22 protein-coding genes and 1 other annotated feature are annotated in these 21,915 nt (G+C 52.4%); of the genes, 21 read left to right on the top strand and 1 reads right to left on the bottom strand.

Going from position 1 to position 21,915, the window contains the following annotated elements; translation table 11 throughout:
• The first annotated feature begins 11 nt into the window (after nucleotides 1-11).
• The 16 genes from murA to NNL21_RS05955 all read left to right on the top strand — a co-directional run bounded on the left by murA (nucleotide 12) and on the right by NNL21_RS05955 (nucleotide 16,291).
• Nucleotides 12-1,295: a UDP-N-acetylglucosamine 1-carboxyvinyltransferase gene (gene murA, locus NNL21_RS06030; RefSeq protein WP_204816497.1), complete on the top strand. Its 1,284-nt coding sequence runs from the start codon at nucleotides 12-14 to the stop codon at nucleotides 1,293-1,295.
• A gap of 136 nt (nucleotides 1,296-1,431) precedes the next feature.
• Nucleotides 1,432-2,178, top strand: coding sequence for a cell division protein FtsQ/DivIB (locus tag NNL21_RS06025; protein ID WP_204816496.1), 747 nt, complete (start codon nucleotides 1,432-1,434; stop codon nucleotides 2,176-2,178).
• A gap of 252 nt (nucleotides 2,179-2,430) precedes the next feature.
• The gene (ftsA, locus tag NNL21_RS06020) at nucleotides 2,431-3,672 is read left to right on the top strand and encodes a cell division protein FtsA (RefSeq protein ID WP_204816495.1); all 1,242 of its coding nucleotides are present in this window, start codon (nucleotides 2,431-2,433) and stop codon (nucleotides 3,670-3,672) included.
• Between the two features lie 17 nt (nucleotides 3,673-3,689).
• Nucleotides 3,690-4,811 (top strand): cell division protein FtsZ, encoded by a 1,122-nt coding sequence (gene ftsZ, locus NNL21_RS06015; RefSeq protein WP_204816494.1) that lies wholly within the window; start codon nucleotides 3,690-3,692, stop codon nucleotides 4,809-4,811.
• A 449-nt stretch (nucleotides 4,812-5,260) separates the two neighbouring features.
• Nucleotides 5,261-6,262: a sigma-E processing peptidase SpoIIGA gene (gene spoIIGA, locus NNL21_RS06010; RefSeq protein WP_204816493.1), complete on the top strand. Its 1,002-nt coding sequence runs from the start codon at nucleotides 5,261-5,263 to the stop codon at nucleotides 6,260-6,262.
• Complete coding sequence (gene sigE, locus NNL21_RS06005; protein WP_090638315.1) at nucleotides 6,241-6,963, top strand: RNA polymerase sporulation sigma factor SigE; 723 nt, start codon at nucleotides 6,241-6,243, stop codon at nucleotides 6,961-6,963. The genes spoIIGA and sigE overlap by 22 nt, the downstream gene beginning before the upstream one ends.
• Before the next feature lie 201 nt (nucleotides 6,964-7,164).
• On the top strand, nucleotides 7,165-7,947 hold the full coding sequence (sigG, locus tag NNL21_RS06000; protein WP_204816492.1) for an RNA polymerase sporulation sigma factor SigG: 783 nt from the start codon (nucleotides 7,165-7,167) through the stop codon (nucleotides 7,945-7,947).
• Between the two features lie 190 nt (nucleotides 7,948-8,137).
• Nucleotides 8,138-8,413 (top strand): YlmC/YmxH family sporulation protein, encoded by a 276-nt coding sequence (locus NNL21_RS05995; protein WP_204816491.1) that lies wholly within the window; start codon nucleotides 8,138-8,140, stop codon nucleotides 8,411-8,413.
• Between the two features lie 141 nt (nucleotides 8,414-8,554).
• Nucleotides 8,555-9,430, top strand: a complete 876-nt coding sequence (gene pgeF / locus NNL21_RS05990) for a peptidoglycan editing factor PgeF (RefSeq protein WP_204816490.1) — start codon at nucleotides 8,555-8,557, stop codon at nucleotides 9,428-9,430.
• Nucleotides 9,427-10,140 carry a YggS family pyridoxal phosphate-dependent enzyme gene (locus tag NNL21_RS05985; protein WP_204816489.1) on the top strand — a complete coding sequence of 238 codons (714 nt, stop codon included), beginning with the start codon at nucleotides 9,427-9,429 and terminating at the stop codon, nucleotides 10,138-10,140. The genes pgeF and NNL21_RS05985 overlap by 4 nt, the downstream gene beginning before the upstream one ends.
• Before the next feature lie 46 nt (nucleotides 10,141-10,186).
• A complete protein-coding gene (locus tag NNL21_RS05980) occupies nucleotides 10,187-10,648 on the top strand; it encodes a cell division protein SepF (RefSeq protein WP_204816488.1) in 462 nt (153 codons plus the stop codon).
• 15 nt (nucleotides 10,649-10,663) lie between these two features.
• Nucleotides 10,664-10,921 (top strand): YggT family protein, encoded by a 258-nt coding sequence (locus NNL21_RS05975; RefSeq protein ID WP_507176556.1) that lies wholly within the window; start codon nucleotides 10,664-10,666, stop codon nucleotides 10,919-10,921.
• Nucleotides 10,918-11,700, top strand: a complete 783-nt coding sequence (locus tag NNL21_RS05970) for a YlmH family RNA-binding protein (RefSeq protein ID WP_204816487.1) — start codon at nucleotides 10,918-10,920, stop codon at nucleotides 11,698-11,700. The genes NNL21_RS05975 and NNL21_RS05970 overlap by 4 nt, the downstream gene beginning before the upstream one ends.
• 83 nt (nucleotides 11,701-11,783) lie before the next feature.
• On the top strand, nucleotides 11,784-12,281 hold the full coding sequence (locus NNL21_RS05965) for a DivIVA domain-containing protein (protein ID WP_204816486.1): 498 nt from the start codon (nucleotides 11,784-11,786) through the stop codon (nucleotides 12,279-12,281).
• A gap of 73 nt (nucleotides 12,282-12,354) precedes the next feature.
• Nucleotides 12,355-12,648, top strand: a binding site (T-box leader).
• 49 nt (nucleotides 12,649-12,697) lie between these two features.
• A complete protein-coding gene (gene ileS / locus NNL21_RS05960) occupies nucleotides 12,698-15,790 on the top strand; it encodes an isoleucine--tRNA ligase (protein ID WP_204816485.1) in 3,093 nt (1,030 codons plus the stop codon).
• A 75-nt stretch (nucleotides 15,791-15,865) separates the two neighbouring features.
• On the top strand, nucleotides 15,866-16,291 hold the full coding sequence (locus NNL21_RS05955) for a DUF5665 domain-containing protein (RefSeq protein WP_373567523.1): 426 nt from the start codon (nucleotides 15,866-15,868) through the stop codon (nucleotides 16,289-16,291).
• Between the two features lie 46 nt (nucleotides 16,292-16,337).
• Here NNL21_RS05955 and NNL21_RS05950 read toward each other — a convergent pair whose 3' ends face one another.
• The gene (locus NNL21_RS05950) at nucleotides 16,338-17,051 is read right to left on the bottom strand and encodes a TraR/DksA C4-type zinc finger protein (protein ID WP_204816484.1); all 714 of its coding nucleotides are present in this window, start codon (nucleotides 17,049-17,051) and stop codon (nucleotides 16,338-16,340) included.
• A gap of 195 nt (nucleotides 17,052-17,246) precedes the next feature.
• Between NNL21_RS05950 and lspA the strand changes: the two genes are divergently transcribed.
• From lspA to NNL21_RS05925, 5 genes are all read left to right on the top strand, one after another.
• Nucleotides 17,247-17,789, top strand: coding sequence for a signal peptidase II (gene lspA / locus NNL21_RS05945; protein ID WP_204816799.1), 543 nt, complete (start codon nucleotides 17,247-17,249; stop codon nucleotides 17,787-17,789).
• Nucleotides 17,790-17,817: 28 nt separating this feature from the next.
• Entirely contained in the window at nucleotides 17,818-18,708 is an 891-nt protein-coding gene (locus NNL21_RS05940) for an RluA family pseudouridine synthase (protein ID WP_373567534.1), read from the top strand.
• Nucleotides 18,709-18,887: 179 nt separating this feature from the next.
• Nucleotides 18,888-20,123, top strand: coding sequence for an LL-diaminopimelate aminotransferase (locus NNL21_RS05935; RefSeq protein ID WP_204816482.1), 1,236 nt, complete (start codon nucleotides 18,888-18,890; stop codon nucleotides 20,121-20,123).
• Nucleotides 20,124-20,415: 292 nt separating this feature from the next.
• A complete protein-coding gene (gene pyrR / locus NNL21_RS05930; protein WP_204816481.1) occupies nucleotides 20,416-20,946 on the top strand; it encodes a bifunctional pyr operon transcriptional regulator/uracil phosphoribosyltransferase PyrR in 531 nt (176 codons plus the stop codon).
• A gap of 15 nt (nucleotides 20,947-20,961) precedes the next feature.
• The gene (locus tag NNL21_RS05925; RefSeq protein ID WP_204816480.1) at nucleotides 20,962-21,861 is read left to right on the top strand and encodes an aspartate carbamoyltransferase catalytic subunit; all 900 of its coding nucleotides are present in this window, start codon (nucleotides 20,962-20,964) and stop codon (nucleotides 21,859-21,861) included.
• Nucleotides 21,862-21,915: the final 54 nt, after the last annotated feature.

Below are 21,915 nucleotides of genomic sequence, written 5' to 3'. Positions count from 1 at the left end.
GAGGTGATACATTGGACAAATTGGTGATTGAAGGCGGGAAACCTCTCTCAGGAACCATTGTTATCCAAGGAGCGAAAAATGCCGCTTTGCCGATTTTGGCCGCCAGCTTGCTGGTGGATGGAAAAGTGACGATCGATCATGTGCCAAGGCTGCTCGATATCGATGTGATGCTAAACATCCTACGCGATCTCGGCTGCAGAGCGGAGCATACAGGCGAAACCGTCATGCTGGATACATCCGGCGCCAATTCGTCGCACGTCCCGGAAGCGCTCATGCGTCAAATGCGCTCATCTATCTTTCTTATGGGACCGCTTCTGGCTAGATTCGGTGAGGTAACGATTTATCAGCCGGGAGGCTGTGCGATCGGTGAGCGGAAAATCGATCTACACTTACAAGGGTTGATTGCGCTCGGCGCGCAAATCGAAGAAGAGGGAAGCCGCATCATCTGTTATTCCAAACGGCTTAGAGGAGCGGAAGTTCACTTGGACTTCCCGAGCGTTGGCGCGACGGAGAACATTATGATGGCCGCTGTTCTGGCAGAAGGCTTTACGACCATCAGCAATGCCGCACGCGAGCCTGAGATCCAAGATTTACAGCGTTTTCTTAATACCATGGGTGCGAAGATCATCGGCGCCGGCACGGATACGATTACGATTGAAGGGGTCGAGAGGCTGACGCCCTGCCGGTACCAAGTCATTCCAGACCGCATTGTGACCGGCACCGTCATGGTAGCCGCTGCGGCAACGCGCGGCCAAGTGACGCTGCAGAATACGAACCCGGCCCATCTTACCTCACTCATTCATGTCCTCAGACGCGCAGGTGTTCAAATTACGGTTGACGGTGATATAATTAAGGTAGGAAGCGCTATTCGGCCGAAAGCGATTGACCGGATCGTTACATCGCCTTATCCGGCCTTCCCCACTGATTTGCAATCGCAGGTGATGGTGTTGCTAGCGCTCGCAGACGGGGTAAGTATTATGAAGGAAACGATTTTTGAAGGGCGCTTCAAGCATGTCGACGAATTATCCCGTATGGGTGCAGATATTCGGGTCGATCTGAATGCGGCTATCGTACGCGGCGTGCCCCGCTTGTACGGGGCGACAGTGGAAGCAACCGATCTTCGTGCGGGAGCTGCACTCGTCATTGCCGGCCTGGCCGCACACGGAAAGACGGTGGTCGAGCAGGTCCATCATATCGATCGCGGGTACGCCCGGATTGAATCGATGCTGGGTCGCCTGGGAGCGCGAATAAAGCGGCACTCTCCGGTACCTAATGATTCCATTATTATTCCTTAGCTGTTCGAATAGATTGAATGATCATATCCGCAAACGGCGATGTTAGCTTGCAATCGTTCAGCCGCATATCATGCGACTAATGGTTGCCCGGCAGGACGGCTTGCCGTTTTGCGTTTGCACGAAGAGGAGACAAGCCATGCAAGACAAAGTGCCTGTTCTGCGGGAACCTGTCCGAAAACGACGGGGCGGCAAAAAACTGCTTGCTGTCCTTTTACTGCTTTTTATCGTTATATTATGTGTCCTGTTTTTTAATTCCTCTATCAGCAAAATTTCCTCTATCGTCGTCGAAGGCCAGCGGTACACAAGCAGGGAGGAAATCCAGAAGGCTGCGGGCATCCAAGTAGGCGATGCTTTCTTCAGTACGTCGGCTAAGACGGTGGAAGATCGGGTGAAGGCCATCAAGCCGGTCGAGAAGGTCGAGGTTGTGAAGAAGTTTCCAGGAAGCGTCAGTATCGTGGTCAGCGAATATTCGACCGTCGCCTTCGAGCTGTCTCCGAAGGGTGAATTGACCGCAATGCTCTCCAATGGCGCGATTGTCCGGGCAGGATCCGATATCGTTGTGGACAAGCCGATCCTCTCGGGCTGGAAGGCCGATGATCCGCATAAGGTGGAGCTCAGCAAGAAGCTAGCGGAATTGCCTGCGGAGTCGCTCTCTGATTTCTCTGAAATCATCCCGTCGCCTTCGAAGGCATATCCCGACCGGATCAAGATCTATACGAGGACCCGATTCGAGGTCGTAACGGCCATCTCCGTGCTGCAGGATAAGATTTCATCACTTGATGCCGTTATTGAAACGCAGGAGCCGGGAATCATTACCATGCTTCTGGCTGACACATATGTTCCGTTCGTTCCGGAAGAGGCGGAAAATGAGGATTCTGAGTAAAAAGAGACTACTCAATAGCCCCAAAGAATGATAGAATTTTATTTATGTAGCTTTTGTAACTCTTTTTTCATTTGAGCTCCGTTGAGAACAGCTCTGGAACTGGATAAATATAGGGCTGAGAACATTTTCATATAGCGAAAATTTTGTAGAAAAAGAGGGAAAATATAAAAAGCGTTGAATAAGTAGAGATGCATGCAAGGCGAATGGCATTGGTGACTATTCCCATTATCGTTGAAACGGAGGTGCCACGGGTTGAGCAGCAACGACATCATCGTCAGTTTGGACATCGGTACATCCAAAGTTCGTGCTATTATTGGCGAAGTGCAGAACGGAGCCATTAATATTATTGGAGTTGGATCTGCCGACTCGGAAGGTATTCGTAAAGGAGCCATCGTGGATATTGACCAAACCGTGCAATCCATCCGCAATGCGGTGGATCATGCGGAACGCATGGTTGGCATTCAAATAAGCGACGTTTACGTCGGCATTCAAGGCAATCATATCGGATTACAAACGAATCATGGCGTCGTGGCCGTGTCTAATGAAGACCGGGAAATCGGCGAAGACGATATTGATAGAGTGCTGCAAGCCGCTAAGGTAGTCGCGCTTCCGCCAGAGAGAGAAATTATCAATCTGGTGCCGAAGCAATTTTTAGTGGATGGTCTCGAAGGAATTTCAGATCCAAGCGGGATGATCGGCGTCCGCCTGGAAGTAGAAGCAACAGTCGTTACGGGAGCGAAGACAGCGATACATAACTTAGTACGCTGCGTCGAGAAGGCGAATCTCCGCATTTCGGGAATCATCTTGATGTCCCTTGCTTCCGGTCGAATGTGTTTAACCAAGGATGAGAAAATGATGGGCACCGTTCTTGCCGATATTGGCGCAGGATCGTGCACGATTGCGATCTTCGATCAGGGCAGCATAACGGCCACTGCGACGCTGCCGATCGGCGGGGAGTACGTAACAAGCGATATTTCTTACGGGCTTCGCACACAGACGGAGCAAGCGGAGAAAATCAAACAAAAGTTTGGCTGCGCACTTATAGACGATGCCGCAGAAGACCAGAAGTTCAAAGTGATGCGTATGGGCAGCAATGTCGAGAAGGAGTTTTCGCAGGTCGACTTGGCTAATATTATTGAGCCCAGGATGCAGGAGATCTTTCACCTCATCCGTCAAGAAGTGCGCCGGCTTGGGTACGGGGACAAGGTGAACGGCTATGTGCTCACCGGAGGCTCCGTTACGATGCCAGGCACGCTTGCGCTTGCGCAAGCCGAATTGGAATCATCAGTACGCATTGCCGTACCCGATTACATCGGCGTTCGAGATCCGGCATTCACAAGCGGCGTAGGAATGATCCAATACGTTTCGAAGTATATGCGTAACCGCACCGCCAGCGCTCCGAAGAAAAGTACGAACAAGAAAGCGGGATCAACTGCGTCGACTAAGCCAGGACTATTCGAACGTCTGAAAAATATGTTTAGTGAATTTATTTGATCGGGGGAAACAACAGAATGTTGGAGTTTGATTTTGAAATGGAGCAGCTGGCGCAAATTAAGGTCATTGGCGTCGGTGGCGGCGGTAGCAATGCTGTCAATCGAATGATTGAGAACGGCGTCAAGGGCGTCGAATTTATAACCGTAAACACGGACGCGCAAGCGCTCCATATGGCGAAAGCCGAGCAGAAATTGCAAATTGGGGACAAGCTTACCCGCGGACTGGGTGCCGGCGCCAATCCGGAAGTCGGTAAGAAAGCGGCGGAGGAATCACGCGACAGCGTGATGAATACGCTCAAGGGCGCGGATATGGTGTTCGTCACGGCCGGCATGGGCGGCGGTACGGGTACCGGGGCAGCTCCGGTCATCGCTGAAATTGCACGCGAGTGCGGGGCGCTGACGGTCGGCGTTGTCACGCGTCCGTTCACGTTCGAAGGGCGCAAGCGTTCCGGACAAGCTGAGCTGGGCATCGAAGCACTGAAAGAGAAAGTAGATACCCTGATCGTGATCCCTAACGATCGTCTCCTCGAAATTGTCGATAAGAAAACCCCTATGCTGGAGGCGTTCCGGGAAGCCGATAACGTGTTGAAGCAGGCTGTACAGGGCATTTCCGATTTGATCGCCGTTCCTGGACTGATCAACCTCGACTTTGCCGATGTGAAAACGATCATGACAGAGCGCGGCTCTGCCTTGATGGGTATCGGCGCGGCAACAGGCGAGAACCGCGCTGCGGAAGCGGCACGCAAAGCCATTCAAAGTCCATTGCTGGAAACATCCATCGATGGCGCCCGCGGGATCATTATGAATATTACCGGCGGATCGAATCTGTCGCTCTACGAAGTCAATGAAGCAGCCGAGATCGTCATCTCCGCCTCCGATCCGGAAGTGAACATGATTTTCGGCGCCAGCATCGACGAGAACCTGAAGGAAGAGATCAAGGTAACGGTTATTGCCACGGGCTTCGAGCATCGCAGCGCGCCGAGCATTATCCGTAATCCTGGAACTCAGGCAGCAGGCGAGACGAGTGAGACGCGCCAATCGGCAGCAGGCTCCACGCCGAAGACATTCAGCGGCTCTGTAGCGAGCGACCAGCTGGACATCCCGGCATTCCTGCGTAACCGCCGCAACAACGACCGCTAGAACCCGATAACGATCAAGGAACCAACCGCTTCCGTAAGGGAGCAATTGGTTCTTTTTTTCGTATCGGATTGTACGAATGGCGTACGACATGTCCGAACCTGCTGTTAGTGGGTGGCCCATTTCACATATCGCCTTCCGGATCAAGCCGATACAGTTCTGGTCATTCAATTAGAAGAATAGAAATTGCGAGGCTGTCCGATAAGGTCGAATAGAGACCGGTTGGACAGCCTTTTTCGATATCCAGCAATAGCATACGGATTACGCGAACACGCGGCAGAAGCCGGCCCTTGCCGATTAATCCCCAATCGACACCCTCGACAAAAAAAGATCGCTGCTGACGGCATGTTTAGACAGACATTGTAATAGGATTTAAATATACTAGACACAAGCCGCCGGACCCCTTGGCGCAAGGCGCCGATCCGGTGACATTGGGGCTTTGCAGCAGGAGGGTGAACGCCCTGGATGCGGTCTATGTCGATGTATTATTCATGATTAACGTGCTCATCAATGGCTCCACCTTGCTGCTCACCGCTTGGGTTCGCGGCGTTCGTGCCACGTGGTGGCGGGTTTTGCTGTCCGCTTCGCTAGGCGCCGGCTACGCCGTTATGCTCGTGTTTCCATCGTTATCCCTGTTATTTTCTATCCCGCTTAAATTGCTTTTCTCCATCATGATGCTTCTGGCAGCTTTCGGTTTTGGAAGTATACAGGTCTTCCTTCGTTATGTCGGCGCTTTCTATGCCGTCAACTTCGCGGCAGGAGGAACCGTATTCGGCCTGCAGTACTTGCTGATGAACGGCTCTAATCGACTCTGGGATTCCATGTGGATGGTCAATGGGAATATTCACACCGAGCTTAAGCTAAGTTCCGTATTTCTGTTGTCCTCTGTCTGTATCGGCTTGTATATTTATCGATCGGTCATGGTCTTCCGCAAGGAGAAAACGCTCGTGGAGAGCCATCTTGCGGAGGTGTGCGTGACGATCGGCGACCGAATGCTGCGATGCACGGGTCTGATCGATACGGGCAACCAGCTCTATGAACCGCTAACGAGAACGCCAGTTATGGTGATGGAAGCCTCGCTTTGGCAGGCAGATTTGCCTCCCTCTTGGTTGAAGGGCATCAAGGAAGCGCAGGTCGACAAGCTGATCGCTCATATGGACGCTGGCACGTTCGCATGGCAGGATCGGCTTCGACTGGTTCCTTACCGGGGAATAAACCGCGGCGCGCAGTTCATGCTCGCGATTAAACCGGACCTTGTTGTGATCGACCGGGAAGGTGAAACATTCGAATCAACGAAAGTGCTCATCGGCCTCGATGCCGGAAAGCTTGTCGCAGATGGGGCCTATCAGGCAATTATCCATCCGTCGCTGCTGCAAAATCGGATCGTCACGAATGAAGCCGTTCACAGTTCTCCGAGGAGGGATGGAGCATCATGCTCGTCAAATGGAAATTGATCCTGCAGTTATATTATTATCGCGTTTTGTTTTTATTCGGGTTAAAGAGCGAAGAAATTTATTATATCGGCGGAAGCGAAGCGCTGCCTCCTCCTCTGACGCGGGAGGAAGAAGAATATTTGCTGGAAAAGCTGCCCTCCGGCGATTCTGCGATCCGTGCGATGCTCATCGAGCGCAATCTGAGGCTGGTCGTGTACATTGCCCGCAAATTCGAGAACACGGGCATCCATATTGAGGATCTCGTGTCGATCGGCGCGATCGGTTTGATCAAAGCCGTGAATACGTTCGATCCCGAGAAGAAGATCAAGCTGGCGACGTATGCATCGCGCTGCATCGAGAATGAAATCTTGATGTACTTGCGGCGCAACAGCAAGACCCGCACGGAAGTGTCGTTCGATGAGCCGCTGAATATCGACTGGGACGGTAACGAGCTCCTTCTGTCCGACGTGCTCGGGACCGAGAACGATACAATCTACCGCAACATCGAGGAGCAGGTCGACCGTAAGCTGCTGCACAAGGCGCTCGACAAGCTGACAGAGCGGGAACGGATTATTATGGAGCTCCGGTTCGGTCTTGCGGATGGCGAGGAGAAGACGCAGAAGGATGTTGCGGATCTGCTCGGGATATCGCAATCGTATATCTCGAGACTCGAGAAAAGAATCATCAAACGGCTGCGCAAAGAGTTCAACAAAATGGTTTGAGGGCTGTTCCGAGCCTGAGAACAACTGAAAATATTTTGTCAAGACCACCCCCTTGAAAGGGGACAAGAACCTGATTTTTGCCCGTCAACACACGGCTTCGACCTTCATTCGCGAGGGAACGGGGCCGTTTTTTTATGGGGAATAAAATGGGGCTTCGAGGAGATAATGAACATTAATGTTTCTCCTTGGGAGGTAATCACGTTGACCCGAAACAAAGTCGAGATTTGTGGAGTGGATACCGCGAAACTGCCTGTTCTGACGAATGCCGAGATGCGCGAGCTGTTTACCGCACTGCAGACGAAGAATGAATGGGCAGCCAGAGAGAAATTGGTCAATGGCAACCTGAGGCTAGTGCTCAGTGTCATTCAACGGTTTAATAACCGTGGTGAGTTCGTCGACGATTTGTTCCAAGTCGGCTGCATCGGACTGATGAAGGCGATCGACAATTTCGATCTTGGTCAGAACGTTAAATTTTCGACATATGCCGTGCCAATGATTATCGGTGAGATCCGCCGGTATTTGCGGGATAACAATCCAATCCGGGTCTCGCGCAGCCTGCGGGATATCGCCTATAAGGCGCTGCAGGTACGAGACAGCTTAACGAACAAGAATTCACGGGAACCGACGATTTTTGAGATTTCCGAAGCTCTTAACGTACCGAAGGAAGACGTCGTTTTTGCGCTTGATGCCATTCAGGACCCTGTATCCTTGTTCGAGCCGATTTATCACGATGGGGGCGACCCGATCTATGTGATGGATCAAATAAGCGATGACAAGAACAAGGACGTCTCCTGGATCGAGGAAATCGCGCTTCGGGAAGCCATGCACAAGCTCAATGATAGGGAAAAAATGATCCTGTCGATGCGTTTCTTCGAAGGGAAGACCCAAATGGAAGTCGCGGACGAAATCGGAATTTCACAGGCACAGGTTTCGCGGCTCGAGAAGTCGGCTATTCAACAGATGCAAAAGCATGTCAAAGTCTAACGGCGCAGCCAGCGCCGTTTTTTTATTTTCATTTGCTGCGGCAGGCAGGACCCATAGGCGGTGAAAACAATCGAGCGGTTATCCCAAAGGGTTAATTTCCGCGCATCAGGACATTTTGCCCGAAATCAACATATACTAAGAATAAAGGTTAACTGGACGACAATCCCGATGGAAAAGTGGTGATCGGCGTATGAAAATATCCGATTTTCAAACGAAGGACGTCATTAATATCGTCGATGGCCGCAAACTCGGCCAAGTGAGCGATCTTGAGCTTGATCTCCGCCAAGGTCGGATCGATTCGATTGTAGTACCCAATTTTACGAAGTTCTTCGGACTGTTCGGCGGCGGAACAGATGTCGTTATCCCTTGGCGGAATATCGTGAAGATTGGTGCTGACGTCGTGCTTGTCCGCATCGACGACGCCAAAGCCTACCGGGCGGAAGAAGAGGAACAGGCTGCCCGCTGACGCTGATCTTGCGCAAGGGTCAAGACTGCGGGCAGCCTGTTTGGGTTTGCGTCAAAAAGCATTCAGCCCGTCCTCGGATTCATTGCTGTGTTCGCATGCTGATCCACTGCTGTGGTACACTGTTGGCGAGGTGAATTTCGGATGGAACCGTTTAAACGATTCGAGACGGCGAAGGGACCTTCGCTTTTTTTGTTGCCGGAATGGATGGAAATTTCGGAAGGGCTAACGGTTGGGTTTACTGGCCGCGAGGGCGGGGAGAGTACCACGCCGTGGGAGTCGCTCAACTGCGGCCTTCATGTGGGGGATGAGAACGCGGCGGTCTTGGACAACCGGCGCCGCCTTGCAGAGGCGCTTCAATGGCCCTATGAAGCATGGACATGCGGAGAACAGGTACATGGGAACCGGGTCTATCAGGTGAAACGGGAAGACCGGGGCAGAGGAAGGCTAGACCGGGAATCTGCCATTCAGGAAGCCGATGCGCTCATGACGGCGGAGAAGGATGTGCTGCTGACGTCTTTTTATGCGGACTGCGTGCCGCTGTATTTCTACGATCCGGCAGAAGAGGTAATCGCGCTGGCGCATGCCGGCTGGAAAGGGACGGCGCTGGAGATTGCGCATCATACCGTAGAAGCTATGTCAGAGGCCTATGGCTGTTTGCCTGCGAATATACGCGGCGGAATCGGACCTTCGATCGGACAATGCTGTTACGAGGTCGACGGTGTCGTGCTGAGCAAGATTGAACCGCTGGTTCGGGAGCTCGATGAGCTCATGCAGACGCGGGGACTTGCTGGAGAGCAAGTGGTGCTGCCCGCCTCGGAAGGTAAAGCAAGGATAAACTTGAAAGAATTGAACCGACAGATTATGATAAAAGCAGGAATTTTGCCGACACGTATCGAATTATCAGAGTGGTGTACAGGCTGTCGGACGGATCTCTTCTTCTCGCATCGCATGGAAGGGGGACAAACCGGACGGATGGTCAGCTGGATCGGTATGGGAAGAGGTGAAGCGCTCGCGTGACATTGTCGGAACGAATGGAAGCGGTGGAGCAGCGTCTCGTTGAAGCATGCCGCCGAAGCGGCAGACAGCGGGATGAAATTCAATTGATTGCGGTAACCAAGTATGTCGGCACGGAGGAGACGAAGAACGTGCTGCGGCACGGACTTGTTCACCTGGGTGAGAACCGTTGGCAGAACGCTGCTGAGAAGTGGCACGCAATCACGGGCGAGGAGGCCGGAAGGTCTTCTTCCGAAGGACAGGCCGTATGGCACTTTATCGGCTCTCTCCAAACGAATAAAGTCAAGGACGTCATCGGAAAGTTTACATACATTCACGCTTTGGACCGTTCTTCGCTCGCTCAGGCTATTGAACGGCGTGCCGAGCAGCTCGGGATCGTCGTGCCATGCTTCATTCAGGTTAATGTATCGGGAGAGGACAGCAAGCATGGACTAGCCCCTGAATCCTTGAAGTCTTTCGCACGGGAGCTGTCAGATCTGCCGCATATCGAGCCCGTAGGTCTTATGACCATGGCCCCGCTTGATTCAGATGGTGAGCAGTCAAGGCCAACGTTTCGGGGACTTCGCCATCTGCGGGATGAGCTGAATGAACAAGCGATCCTGCGAAAGCCGGTCAACGGGCTGTCGATGGGGATGTCCGGAGATTTCGAGGTTGCCGTCGAAGAAGGCGCAAATTGGCTGCGGTTGGGTACAATATTGGTGGGAAAAGGGTAATGGATAAGATAAGTATGAAGCAGAGCTAGAGAAGGAGGCGAATACGATGAGCGTAATGAATAAATTCATGAACTTTTTCGGGCTTCAGGAGGAAGAGGAGATCGTCGAGCGCGAGCGGGTAGCACAGAGTCAACAGCAAGAAGAGCAGGACGTTGAAACTTCTCCGTTCGAAGCACGTAAACAAACAACGAAAGCAAACAATGTTGTCAGCATTCATTCACAGAAGAACATTCGTGTCATTCTGCATGAACCGCGGTCCTATGATGAGGCACAGGAAATAGCCGACCATCTAAAGAACCGTCGTTCGGTCGTTGTGAATTTACAGCGTGTCCGGCTTGACATCGCGGTTCGGATTGTCGATTTCTTGGGTGGAACTGTTTACGCATTGGGCGGCGGGATTTCGAAGCTAGGACCGAATATCTTTTTGTGCACGCCGGATTCAGTTGAAATTCAAGGCACCATTTCGGAAATGCTGACAGAAGAGTCTGATTACAAAAAAATGAGGTGACCTTGATTGGCGGAAATTTCGCGGTTTATATGGATGATTGAACAAATTTACACCTTCATGATTATCGGTTACGTGCTGCTTTCTTGGCTGCCGAACGCACGTGAAAGCTTCATTGGCGAATGGCTGGGCAAGCTGGTCGAGCCTTATCTGTCGCCATTCCGCCGGTTTATCCCGCCGATTGGCGGGATGCTTGATATTTCGCCAATCGTTGCGATATTTGCGCTCCAATTCGTTGCATACGGGATTATCGCGGTCATCGACGTCTTCGTATGAAGCAGAATCTTTATATTCACTTTCATCCGGACGAGCGGCCATTCGTCGACCGGGCTTCGGAATGGCTGGAACGTGCTGCCTACGGGCATGAGCTGAAGCGGACCGATTTTCTCGATCCCAGACAAGCGGAGATTGTCGTCAGCTTGGCGAACCGCCAGCCGGAAGTGCAGCTGAAGCTTTCAGGCGGGTACGAAGGTGCGGAGCGGAAGCGAGCTCTTATCGCACCCGAATACCGGATACTTGACGATGAGCCGGATGGCATTGCGCTTCTGCGTATTAGCGGAGGGTCGCAAGGCCACCTGGAGCTGGAGCATGGCGATTATTTGGGCGCTCTTCTCGGGCTTGGCATTAAACGTGACCGCATCGGCGATCTTCATATCCATGAAGATTTCTGTCACTGCCTGGTAGCAGAGGAGATCGCCGACTATCTGAATATTCATTTGCGGCAAGTCCACCGGGTTCACGTCTTAACGGACATTATCCCTTTATCCGATTTGCGCATCGCCGAAGCGGATTTGGAGGAGATGAACCTATCGGTGGCTTCTTTGCGTCTTGACGGCATCGCCAGCGACGTTCACCGGATCAGCCGTACCAAGATCGTCGATCCCATCCGTGCCGGACGGTGCAGAGTCAATTGGAAGGTGGAAGAAGATCCGTCCACGCCGCTCAAGGAAGGCGATGTCGTATCCATGCAGGGTTTAGGCCGATTCAAAGTGTTAATCGTCGAAGGAATGACGAAGAAAGGCCGGATGCGCGTAAAGATCGGTAAATTTATATAAGGGATTGCAGGAATTTAAGCGAATCTGTCGAAATTTACAAATAAAATCTTTACTTCGCCTTATAACGTTTAGGAGGTGCGCCAATGCCGTTAACGCCATTGGACATACACAACAAGGAATTCGGCAGACGTCTTCGTGGCTATGATGAAGACGAGGTGAATGAGTTTCTCGATCAAGTCATTAAGGACTACGAGCTGCTTATCCGCGAGAATAAAGAAATGCAGAATCAGGCGATGGCCCTTCAGGAGAAGCTGAACCATTTCTCCAATATTGAAGAAACGCTCAGCAAAACCATCATCGTTGCGCAGGAAGCGGCGGATGACTTGAAGAACAATGCGAAGAAGGAAGCGCAGCTGATCGTGAAGGAAGCGGAGAAGAACGCGGACCGCATCATCAACGAGTCGCTCTCCAAATCACGCAAAGTCGCGTTAGAAGTAGAGGAATTGAAGAAGCAGGCCTCCATCTACCGCGCACGGTTCAAAACGCTGGTCGAAGCGCAGCTCGATCTGCTCAGCTTAGAGGGCTGGGACTCGCTGGAAGGCAGCGGGCAAGTGAAGAGTGAAATCGTTCGTGGATCTTAAAGCAAGGGGCTTTCGCTCGCATTGACTTTTGATAAGGTTTGGCGTATAACTAGAAATAATAATTATAATTTGTGTATCATCGTTGACGAGAACGAGTAAGCTGATGCCGTTTGTACTCCAGAGAGCCGGTGCTTTGCTGCAAGCCGGTGTACAGACCTTAGCCGAATATCCTCTCTGAGATGCAGTGCCGAACTCACAGGTGAGATAAGCGCTGCCGGATGTCCACCGTTACAGGGAACGCAGATGTCCGCATCTGTGATCAAGGTGCCGCTCGGCCGGAAGCATAAGACCTTTTCGCAAGTGAAAGGGGATTGCTGCTGACGATGCGGAACAAGGGTGGTAACGCGAGCCAAGCCTCGTCCCTTTACAGGGATGCGGCTTTTTTTGTTTTTATTTATCGAGAGGGGTGTGCAGCCATGCAGCGTGTAGATGTGAAGGAAAAGGCGAGAAGCCGCGATCTGAGAGTGCTTGACAAGTGGAGAACGGAAGAGACGTTCAAGAAGTCGATCGAGAACCGGGAGGGCCGCCCGAATTTCGTATTCTATGAAGGGCCGCCTACGGCGAACGGAGCTCCGCATATTGGCCATGTACTCGGTCGGGTTATTAAAGACTTTATTTGCCGCTACAAGACGATGGACGGATACCGTGTCGTCCGCAAGGCCGGATGGGATACGCATGGATTGCCCGTCGAGCTCGGCGTTGAGAAGCAGCTAGGCATCTCGGGCAAGCAGGATATCGAGGAGTATGGCATTGAAGCGTTCGTGAACAAGTGTAAGGACAGTGTCTTCGAATACGAGCGGCAATGGCGTGAATTAACCGAAGCGATCGGCTATTGGACGAACATGGACGATCCGTATATTACGTTGAACAACGACTATATCGAGAGCGTATGGCACATCCTATCGACCATTCACGGCAAAGGCCTGTTGTATCGCGGTCACCGTGTGAGTCCGTATTGCCCATGCTGCCAAACGACGCTAAGCTCTCACGAGGTGGCACAGGGCTACGAGGATGTTAAAGATTTAAGCGCGACGGTCAAATTTAAGCTGGTGAGCGATGATGCTTATGTGCTGGCTTGGACGACCACGCCGTGGACGCTTCCAGCCAATGCGGCGCTAGCCGTTAATCCGTCACTGGAATATGCTCGTGTCAAGCAGGATGGTGAAGTCTACATCATCGCTTCCGGACTCGTGGAGAGCGTCATGAAGGGCGAGTACGAGATCCTATCGACGCTTCAAGGCTCCGAGCTTGTTGGCCTGAACTACGAGCCGCCGTTCCGCTACGTGTCCATCGAGAAAGGCCATATGATTATCCCCGGCGATTTCGTCAGTGATACGAGCGGTACGGGTATCGTTCATATCGCGCCAGCTCATGGTGACGACGACTATAAGGTGGCACGCCAGAATGGCGTTAGCTTCCTGAACGTTGTCGACAATGCGGGTAAATACGTGAGCGCCGTGACTGATCTTGCGGGACGGTTCGTGAAGGATTGCGACATTGATATCGTGAAAATGCTCAGCGAGCGGGGACTGCTCTTCTCCAAAGAGCGTTACGAGCACAGCTACCCATTCTGCTGGCGCTGCAAATCGCCGCTAATCTACTATGCGACGGACAGCTGGTTTATCGAAACGACGGCCGTGAAGGATCAGTTGATCGCGAACAATAGCGAGGTCAATTGGTACCCGGGCCATATCCGTGAAGGACGCTTCGGTAAATTTCTGGAGGATTTGGTGGATTGGAACATCAGCCGCAACCGCTACTGGGGAACGCCGCTCAATGTTTGGGTATGCGACAGCTGCGGCGGCCAGCATGCGCCGGGCAGCCGGGCCGACCTGGTCGCAAGATCGGTAGAGCCGATCTCGCCGGATATCGAGCTGCACAAGCCATATGTCGATGAAGTGAAGCTAAATTGCCCGCATTGCGATGGCGGCATCATGACGCGGACATCGGAAGTCATCGACGTGTGGTTCGACAGCGGCTCCATGCCGTTCGCGCAGCATCATTATCCCTTCGAGAATGAAACGACTTTCGCCGATCAATATCCGGCAGACATCATCTGCGAAGGAATTGACCAAACGCGCGGCTGGTTCTTCAGCTTGTTGGCCGTATCGACACTGTATAACGGCAGAGCGCCCTATAAAGCCGTCATCTCAACGGGACATATCCTCGATGAGAACGGCCAGAAGATGTCCAAGTCGAAAGGCAATGTCATCGATCCTTGGGAAATCATCAACGAATACGGTACGGATGCGTTCCGCTGGGCGCTTCTGGCTGACAGCGCGCCATGGAACAGTAAACGGTTCTCGCGCGGAATAGTTGGCGAAGCCAAGTCGAAGGTTATCGATACGATCGTCAATACGCATGCGTTCTTCGCGCTTTATGCGTCGATCGACGGCTATGATCCTGAGCAGCAGCCGGAACGCGTATCCAATGTCAAGCTTGACCGGTGGATCGTATCCCGCTTGAACAGTCTGATTCGTCAAGTGAACAAAGGGTTGGAAGTCAACGATTTCCTGAATGCGGCCAAAGCGATTGAGACGTTCGTTGACGAGCTCAGCAACTGGTATATCCGCCGTTCGCGCGACCGGTTCTGGGGAAGCGGCTTGAGTGATGACAAATTGGATGCATACGGAACTCTGCGTCATGTGCTGTTGACGTTGTCTCGTCTCATTGCCCCGTTCGCTCCGCTTCTTGCGGAAGATGTGTACGTTAATCTCGGCGGAAGCGGAAGCGTGCATCTGGCCGATTATCCGAAGAGTGATGAGGCAGCCATCGATGAGACGCTGGAGCGCGATATGGAAACCGCGCGGCAAATCGTCGAGCTGGCCCGCAACGTACGCAACGAAACCGGGATCAAGACGCGTCAGCCGTTATCGGAACTGATTATCGCCTTGGACCGTGATTTCGATCTCGCTTCCTATGAGGACATCATTAAGGAAGAAATCAATGTGAAGTCGATTACGATCGCAAGCGGGGACAGCGGATTTGTCGATTTGACCTTCAAGCTGAATTTGAAGGTGGCCGGCAAGAAATTTGGCAAGAACGTGGGTCCAATCCAAACTCATCTAAAGTCGCTCACTTCCGCGCAGACGAGTGAGGCCGTCCGTCAGGGCGAGCTCGTCTTCGAAACGCAGGATGGCGAGAAGCTGACAATTGCCGTCGAGGAGCTGCTTGTCGAGAAACAAGCCAAATCCGGTTTCGCGTCGGCTTCCGGCTATCAGTTGACTGTCGCGCTGAACACGGACATTACGCCTGAGCTGGAGCAAGAGGGTCTGGTACGTGAAGTGATTCGGGCCGTGCAGGATACGCGGAAGAAGCTGGACCTGCCAATCGAGAAACGCGTTAATCTGGTGCTACAGGTCGATGAAGATCTGCGTTCCGCGCTTCAAGCCTTCGAAGCGGTTCTGTTCGAGAATGTATTGCTGAGCGGCGTTGAGTACGGCAGCCGCGAAGGAATGGAACAGGTTGCGCTGGGGGATAAGGAAATCGGGATTCTATTCGCCGATTAAGGGAATAGTAAATAGCAACAACAACAAAACGAACGCCCATGCAAACGCTGCTGGCGAGCGGCGAGGCCGCTTTCTTTGCAGCGAAGCATGGGCTTCGTTATTTTCCGCGACCTGCCCCAAGTTCTTCCTAAGAGCGTCCGGGCTGATCGCCTTGCCGGAGGGAATGGCCAGACCATGAGCGAGGAAACGAAAGATTTAAGCGCCTTGCGGCGTTCCATGGATATGCTGGACCGCCGCCTGGGCAAAGTAGCCGATGACATGGAGCGTTCGCAAATCGCAGAATACGTTGATTTGCTTAACCGTCCCTGGTCGCTTATTTGGCGCAATTTGGTAGCGGGAACGGCAAGAGGCGTCGGCATCGCGATCGGCTTTACCTTCTTCGCCGCAACCATTCTTTATGTGCTTCAATTGCTCGGTGCGCTTAATTTGCCTATTATCGGCGATTACATCGCGGATATCGTTCGGATTGTCCAGCATCAGCTGGAGGGCAAAGCTTATTAGCGGCTCAAGGTCAAGGCAGGCACATGGAATAGAAGACTAAGGCTTTTTATAAGGATTCCAGCTCATGGTCGCCTTCTTCTTGATGCATATAATCATAATAAGCGCGGTTTCTAATCACACTGACGGTGGTGCCGGTAATATCCGTTGCCAGGAAGCTCTCGATCGCTTCGATATAGCCGTCAGGTTCCTCGGATTCAATACCAACTGAATCATAGGATTCAACGTCCGGATTCTCAGACATGGCAGGTGAATCCGAGTTGCCCCAACTCTCGACAATTTGCCAGGCATCTTCTCCATCGAAGCCGTTGTAGCCACCCTCCTCGTCCAAGCTTGATCGGCCATATGGCGGAGTTAAGAACACTTCTTCGACAGGACGGCGATCCGAAACCTGCTGCCGGGGCGAATGATCCACACAATACAACGTATCGGGTAAAGCTTGAAGCCGCTCAAGCGGGATTGGCTTGCCGCAAGTCAGGCATTGTCCGTACTCGCCGTTATCCATGGCGTCCAGAGCAGAATCGATTCGGCTAAGCCGCAGGTCCTCGTGCTCGAGCAAGGCGATGTCTTTGCCGCGCTCGAACGTCTCCGTTGCCATATCAGCAGGGTGATTATCAATCGTGGACAGCTCGCCTGTCTCCTCGCGCTGAGAACTGGCTAGCCCGTAGTGATCGCTCTCCGCCAGGCGCTGCTCGATTTCGGACTTCTCCCCTTCAAGCTGCTTACGAAGCTTGTGAAGCTGTTGCTTAGTCAAGTTTGTCATTGGAGCGGGTCCCTTCCTTCTGTGCAAAATGGTTGCCGATGCCGTTAGTTTGAGCTCCTTCGTCCGATTTTACAAAGCGCCGGATCAACATGTTCAAGGCAGTGATTACAAATATTGCTAACAAGCGAAACTCTTAACGGCACGGCCATGGGATTTGCTGGTCAAGAAAAAGGCGGATGTGCTACAATGTTTGGGATGAAGGGGAGTGATGAGTTGCGGTTTTATTACTATTGGATCGCATTATTTGTTTTCGCAATCGATTTTGTTACCAAGAAAATCGTTGAAACCCAGATGGAACTTTATCAGGAAATAAAAATACTGGGCGGTTTTTTTGTCATTACTTCGCACAGGAACAAGGGCGCAGCATTCGGTATTCTTCAAGAGCAAACCGCGTTCTTTATCATCATCACACTTCTGGTGGTAGCCGGGATTGTCTGGTATATTCAGAAAAACCGCCATACCGGCAAGCCGTTGCTGCTCATCGGCCTCGGGCTCGTGCTGGGCGGCGCATTCGGCAACTTCCTGGATCGGGCTTTAAAAGGCGAGGTTGTAGACTTCCTGCAATTTACGTTCGGCACTTACGTATATCCGATCTTCAACTTAGCCGATTCCGGCATTGTATGCGGTGTCGCGTTAATTCTGATCGACTCGCTTCGATCAATAAAGAACGAGAACGGAGAAAAGCATGAATCAAATGGACAAGACGGGCAGCAGCCTCAGCAGCCTGCACAACAATAATGAGGATTCATTCGAGTTCGTCGTCGGTATGGAACAGGCAGGCGAACGCTTGGACAAGTATGTAACGGAAAGCATGGAGGACGGTGCGTTCTCGAGAACCCAGATCCAGGATTGGATCAAAGCGGCTGCTGTGCTGGTCAACGGAAAACCGGCCAAGGCCAATTATAAGCTAGCCGAGAATGATACCGTTGGCGTTACGGTGCCGGAGCCGGAGAATGCGATCATCGAGCCGGAGGACATCCCTCTGTCGATCGTCTATGAGGATGCGGATGTCATCGTCATTAACAAACCGCGGGGAATGGTCGTTCATCCGGCCGTGGGACATGCATCGGGCACGGTGGTGAATGCGCTCATGCATCATTGTAAGGACCTGTCCGGCATTAATGGCGTGATGAGACCGGGTATCGTCCACCGAATTGACAAGGATACGTCCGGCCTTCTAATGGCAGCGAAGAACGATCTTGCTCATGCATCACTAGCCGCGCAGCTCAAGGCGCATACCGTGACACGGAAGTATGTCGCGCTTGTTCACGGCAATATGCCGCATGATCATGGCACAGTCGATGCGCCGATCGGACGCGATCCGAACGACCGGAAGCTGTTTACGGTAACGGAGCGCGGGAGCAAGCATGCGGTAACGCATTTTGCGGTTATAGAACGGCTGGGGGACTATACGCTTCTGGAACTTAAGCTGGAAACCGGCCGTACCCACCAGATCAGGGTGCATATGAAATATATCGGACATCCGCTTGCGGGCGACCCCTTGTACGGACGCAACAAACCGATCGGGATGAAGGGGCAAGCGCTTCACGCGGCTGTGCTCGGATTCGATCATCCGAGAACCGGTGAATATTTGGAGTTTGAAGCGCCGATCCCCGGGGACATGGCACATGAATTATTGATTCTGCAGCAGCGCTGACTGCCAATAATTCGTCCTGGAGCATGTTGAGTTAACCGAATAGGAAGACATCTTAGCGAAGATGGTGAAAAGTGCAAACTTTTCACCATTTTCTTTATTAAGCTGATTGGTCAACTTACGCTATGATTATGGCAACTGTTGAACATCATATGAATTCCGAAAGGTGAGTGTTTGTGCCCATGACACTAATTAACCCCAACTATACAAATCTGCAAGGCAGCTACCTGTTCTCTGAAATCGCCAAACGGCGTACGAAATTCATGCAAGACAACCCTGCAGCCGAGATGATCAGCCTTGGAATCGGCGACGTTACCCGCGGCCTTCCCGAAGCTGTTATCAAAGCCATGCACAGCGCAGTGGATGAGCTTGCGGTTCCCGGCACGTTCCGGGGCTACGGCCCAGAGCAAGGCTATGATTTTCTCATTCAAGCGATTATCGACAATGATTATAAGGCACGCGGCATTGACATCCGGATGAATGAAGTTTTTGTCAGTGACGGTTCCAAATGCGATGTGGGCAACATTCAAGAAATCTTCAGTCAAGATGCCGTAGTAGCTGTTCAAGATCCTGTTTATCCGGTCTATGTGGACACGAATGTCATGGCAGGCCGCTCCGGCAAGTTCAATGCCGAGAAGAAGCAGTACGAGAACATCGTCTATCTGCCATGCCGTGCCGAGAACAACTTCACGCCAAGCCTGCCGGATCGCAAAGTGGATCTGATCTACCTCTGCTATCCGAATAACCCGACCGGCATGACGCTGTCCAAGGAAGAGTTGAAGCGTTGGGTCGATTATGCGAAGGAGAATGATTGCATCATTCTATATGATTCTGCATACGAAGCCTTCATCCAAGAAGAAGACGTACCGCGCAGCATCTATGAAATCGAAGGAGCCAAGGAAGTGGCGATCGAGTTCCGCAGCTTCTCCAAAACGGCCGGATTCACCGGCTTGCGCTGTGCGTACACGGTCGTTCCGCGCGAGCTGAAGGCGAAGGACGAGAGCGGCAATGCCGTTCTTGTGAACGATTTGTGGAACCGCCGGCACACAACGAAGTTTAACGGGGTTTCCTACGTGACGCAGCGCGGTGCAGAGGCGATCTATTCGCCGGAAGGCAAGGGACAAATCGCGTCCATCATTGATTATTATATGACGAACGCAGGCATCATCCGTGACGGACTAGCGTCGCTCGGTCTTCAAGTATATGGCGGCGTGAACGCGCCGTACATTTGGCTGAAAACTCCGCAAGGGCTTGACTCTTGGGCATTCTTCGATAAGCTGCTTTCCGAAGCGAACATCGTGGGTACGCCAGGCGTCGGTTTCGGTCAAAGCGGCCAAGGCTATTTCCGCCTTACGGCGTTCGGCAGCCGTGAGAACACGGAGAAAGCCGTCGAACGCTTCACTAAGCTTAGTCTGTAATTCCGACAATTCACCTTCTGTGGTCTTGACATCAATTGTCGAACGTGGGATAATTCTTGTTAATGAACAACAGTACCTTTAATGACAGTCCAGAGAGGCTGGCAAGGTAGCGTGAATAGTTGAACTTACAGGCAGTATGGGGGAGAAGACCGCCATGAGCAGCACCTGCTCATATTGGGCTTGTCACCATTACGGCTAACGGTTCATGTACTCGCACTCCTTGCGCATCCCGCAGGGAGTTTTTTTTATGGCTTCGGAGCAAGTGGAAACGTTAAGGAGGCGGAGGACACGCATGAATGAAGGCCGCATCATAATGGACGAAACGGCGATCCGCCGGGCACTCACGCGAATCGCGCATGAAATTGTCGAAAAAAACAAAGGGATTGAAGGCTGTGTCCTGGTCGGCATCCGAACGCGGGGCATCTACATCGCAGAAAGAATCGCCGCGCGCATTCGAGAAATCGAAGGCTTGCCGGTGGAAGTGAATGAGCTCGACATCACGCTGTACCGGGATGACCGGGGCGTTGAATCAGGCGCCAGCAAAGACGATGGCAGGCAAAAGCTCCTTGTGCAGGACAAGCGGGTCATTCTGTTCGACGATGTACTCTTCACAGGCCGCACGATTAGGGCTGCCATGGATGCGTTGATGGATTGCGGGAGGCCGCAATCGATTCAACTGGCTGTACTGGTAGACCGCGGTCACCGTGAGCTACCGATCCGGCCGGATTATGTCGGCAAGAACGTGCCGACCTCCAAGCAGGAACAAATTATATTATCGCTGCTCGAAGTGGACGATGAGGATAAAGTAACGATAATCCATTAAAGGGGGCAGGTTGATATGACCATCACAACCTTAAAAGAGCGGAGTTTGCTCGGACTGAAGGAGCTCGACAAGGAAGAGATTATCTCGATTCTGGACCGCGCAGCATACTGGGAAGCACAGCCGGCTAAAGTTCAGCCCGTCATTCCAGGAAAATTCGTTGCCAACATGTTTTTCGAGAACAGCACACGAACGCGCTTCTCGTTCGAGGTTGCCGAGAAACGGCTAGGCGCCGAGGTGCTTAATTTCTCCGCAGCGGTATCGAGTGTTCAGAAGGGCGAATCCATATACGATACGGTACGGACACTCGAATCCATGGGGATCGATGTGGGCGTGATCCGATTGAAGCCGATCGGCGTTCTCGCCGACCTGGCAACGAAAATCAAAGTTCCGCTCATTAATGCCGGAGACGGCAATAACGAGCACCCGACACAGGCGCTGCTTGACTTATACACAATGCGCAAGCAATTCGGCGAGCTGAGAGGCCTGACCGTCACCATTATCGGCGACGTGCTGCATAGCCGCGTAGCGCGTTCAAACCTGTGGGCACTGCGGAAGCTTGGTGCCAACGTCAGATTTTGCGCGCCGGGCAATATGGCTTCCGATGAATTGGATGCACCTTATATCTCCATGGACGAAGCGCTCCAATCCGATGTGGTTATGATGCTGCGCGTTCAGCTGGAACGGCATGAGCATGGCATGATTAAATCGGCCGAGGATTATCGGGAACATTATGGTTTGACTGTGGAGCGTGCGCAGCGTCTTGCGCCGCATGCAATCATTATGCACCCGGCGCCGATTAACCGAGGTGTGGAGATCGACGATGAGCTGGTTGAGCATCCGCAATCGAGAATTTTCCCGCAGATGCAGAATGGCGTACCGATTCGAATGGCCGTTATCGAGCGGGCACTCAACTAAGATCTTACTAAGCCGGTGTTCGGCCGGAGGCTGGATAGCGAAGGGAGAATGACG

Source organism: Paenibacillus mendelii (assembly GCF_024498075.1).
Taxonomy (GTDB): domain Bacteria; phylum Bacillota; class Bacilli; order Paenibacillales; family Paenibacillaceae; genus Paenibacillus_Z; species Paenibacillus_Z mendelii.
The sequence above is the reverse complement of the archived record's forward strand: the minus strand, read 5'-3'. Positions and strand labels throughout refer to the sequence as shown.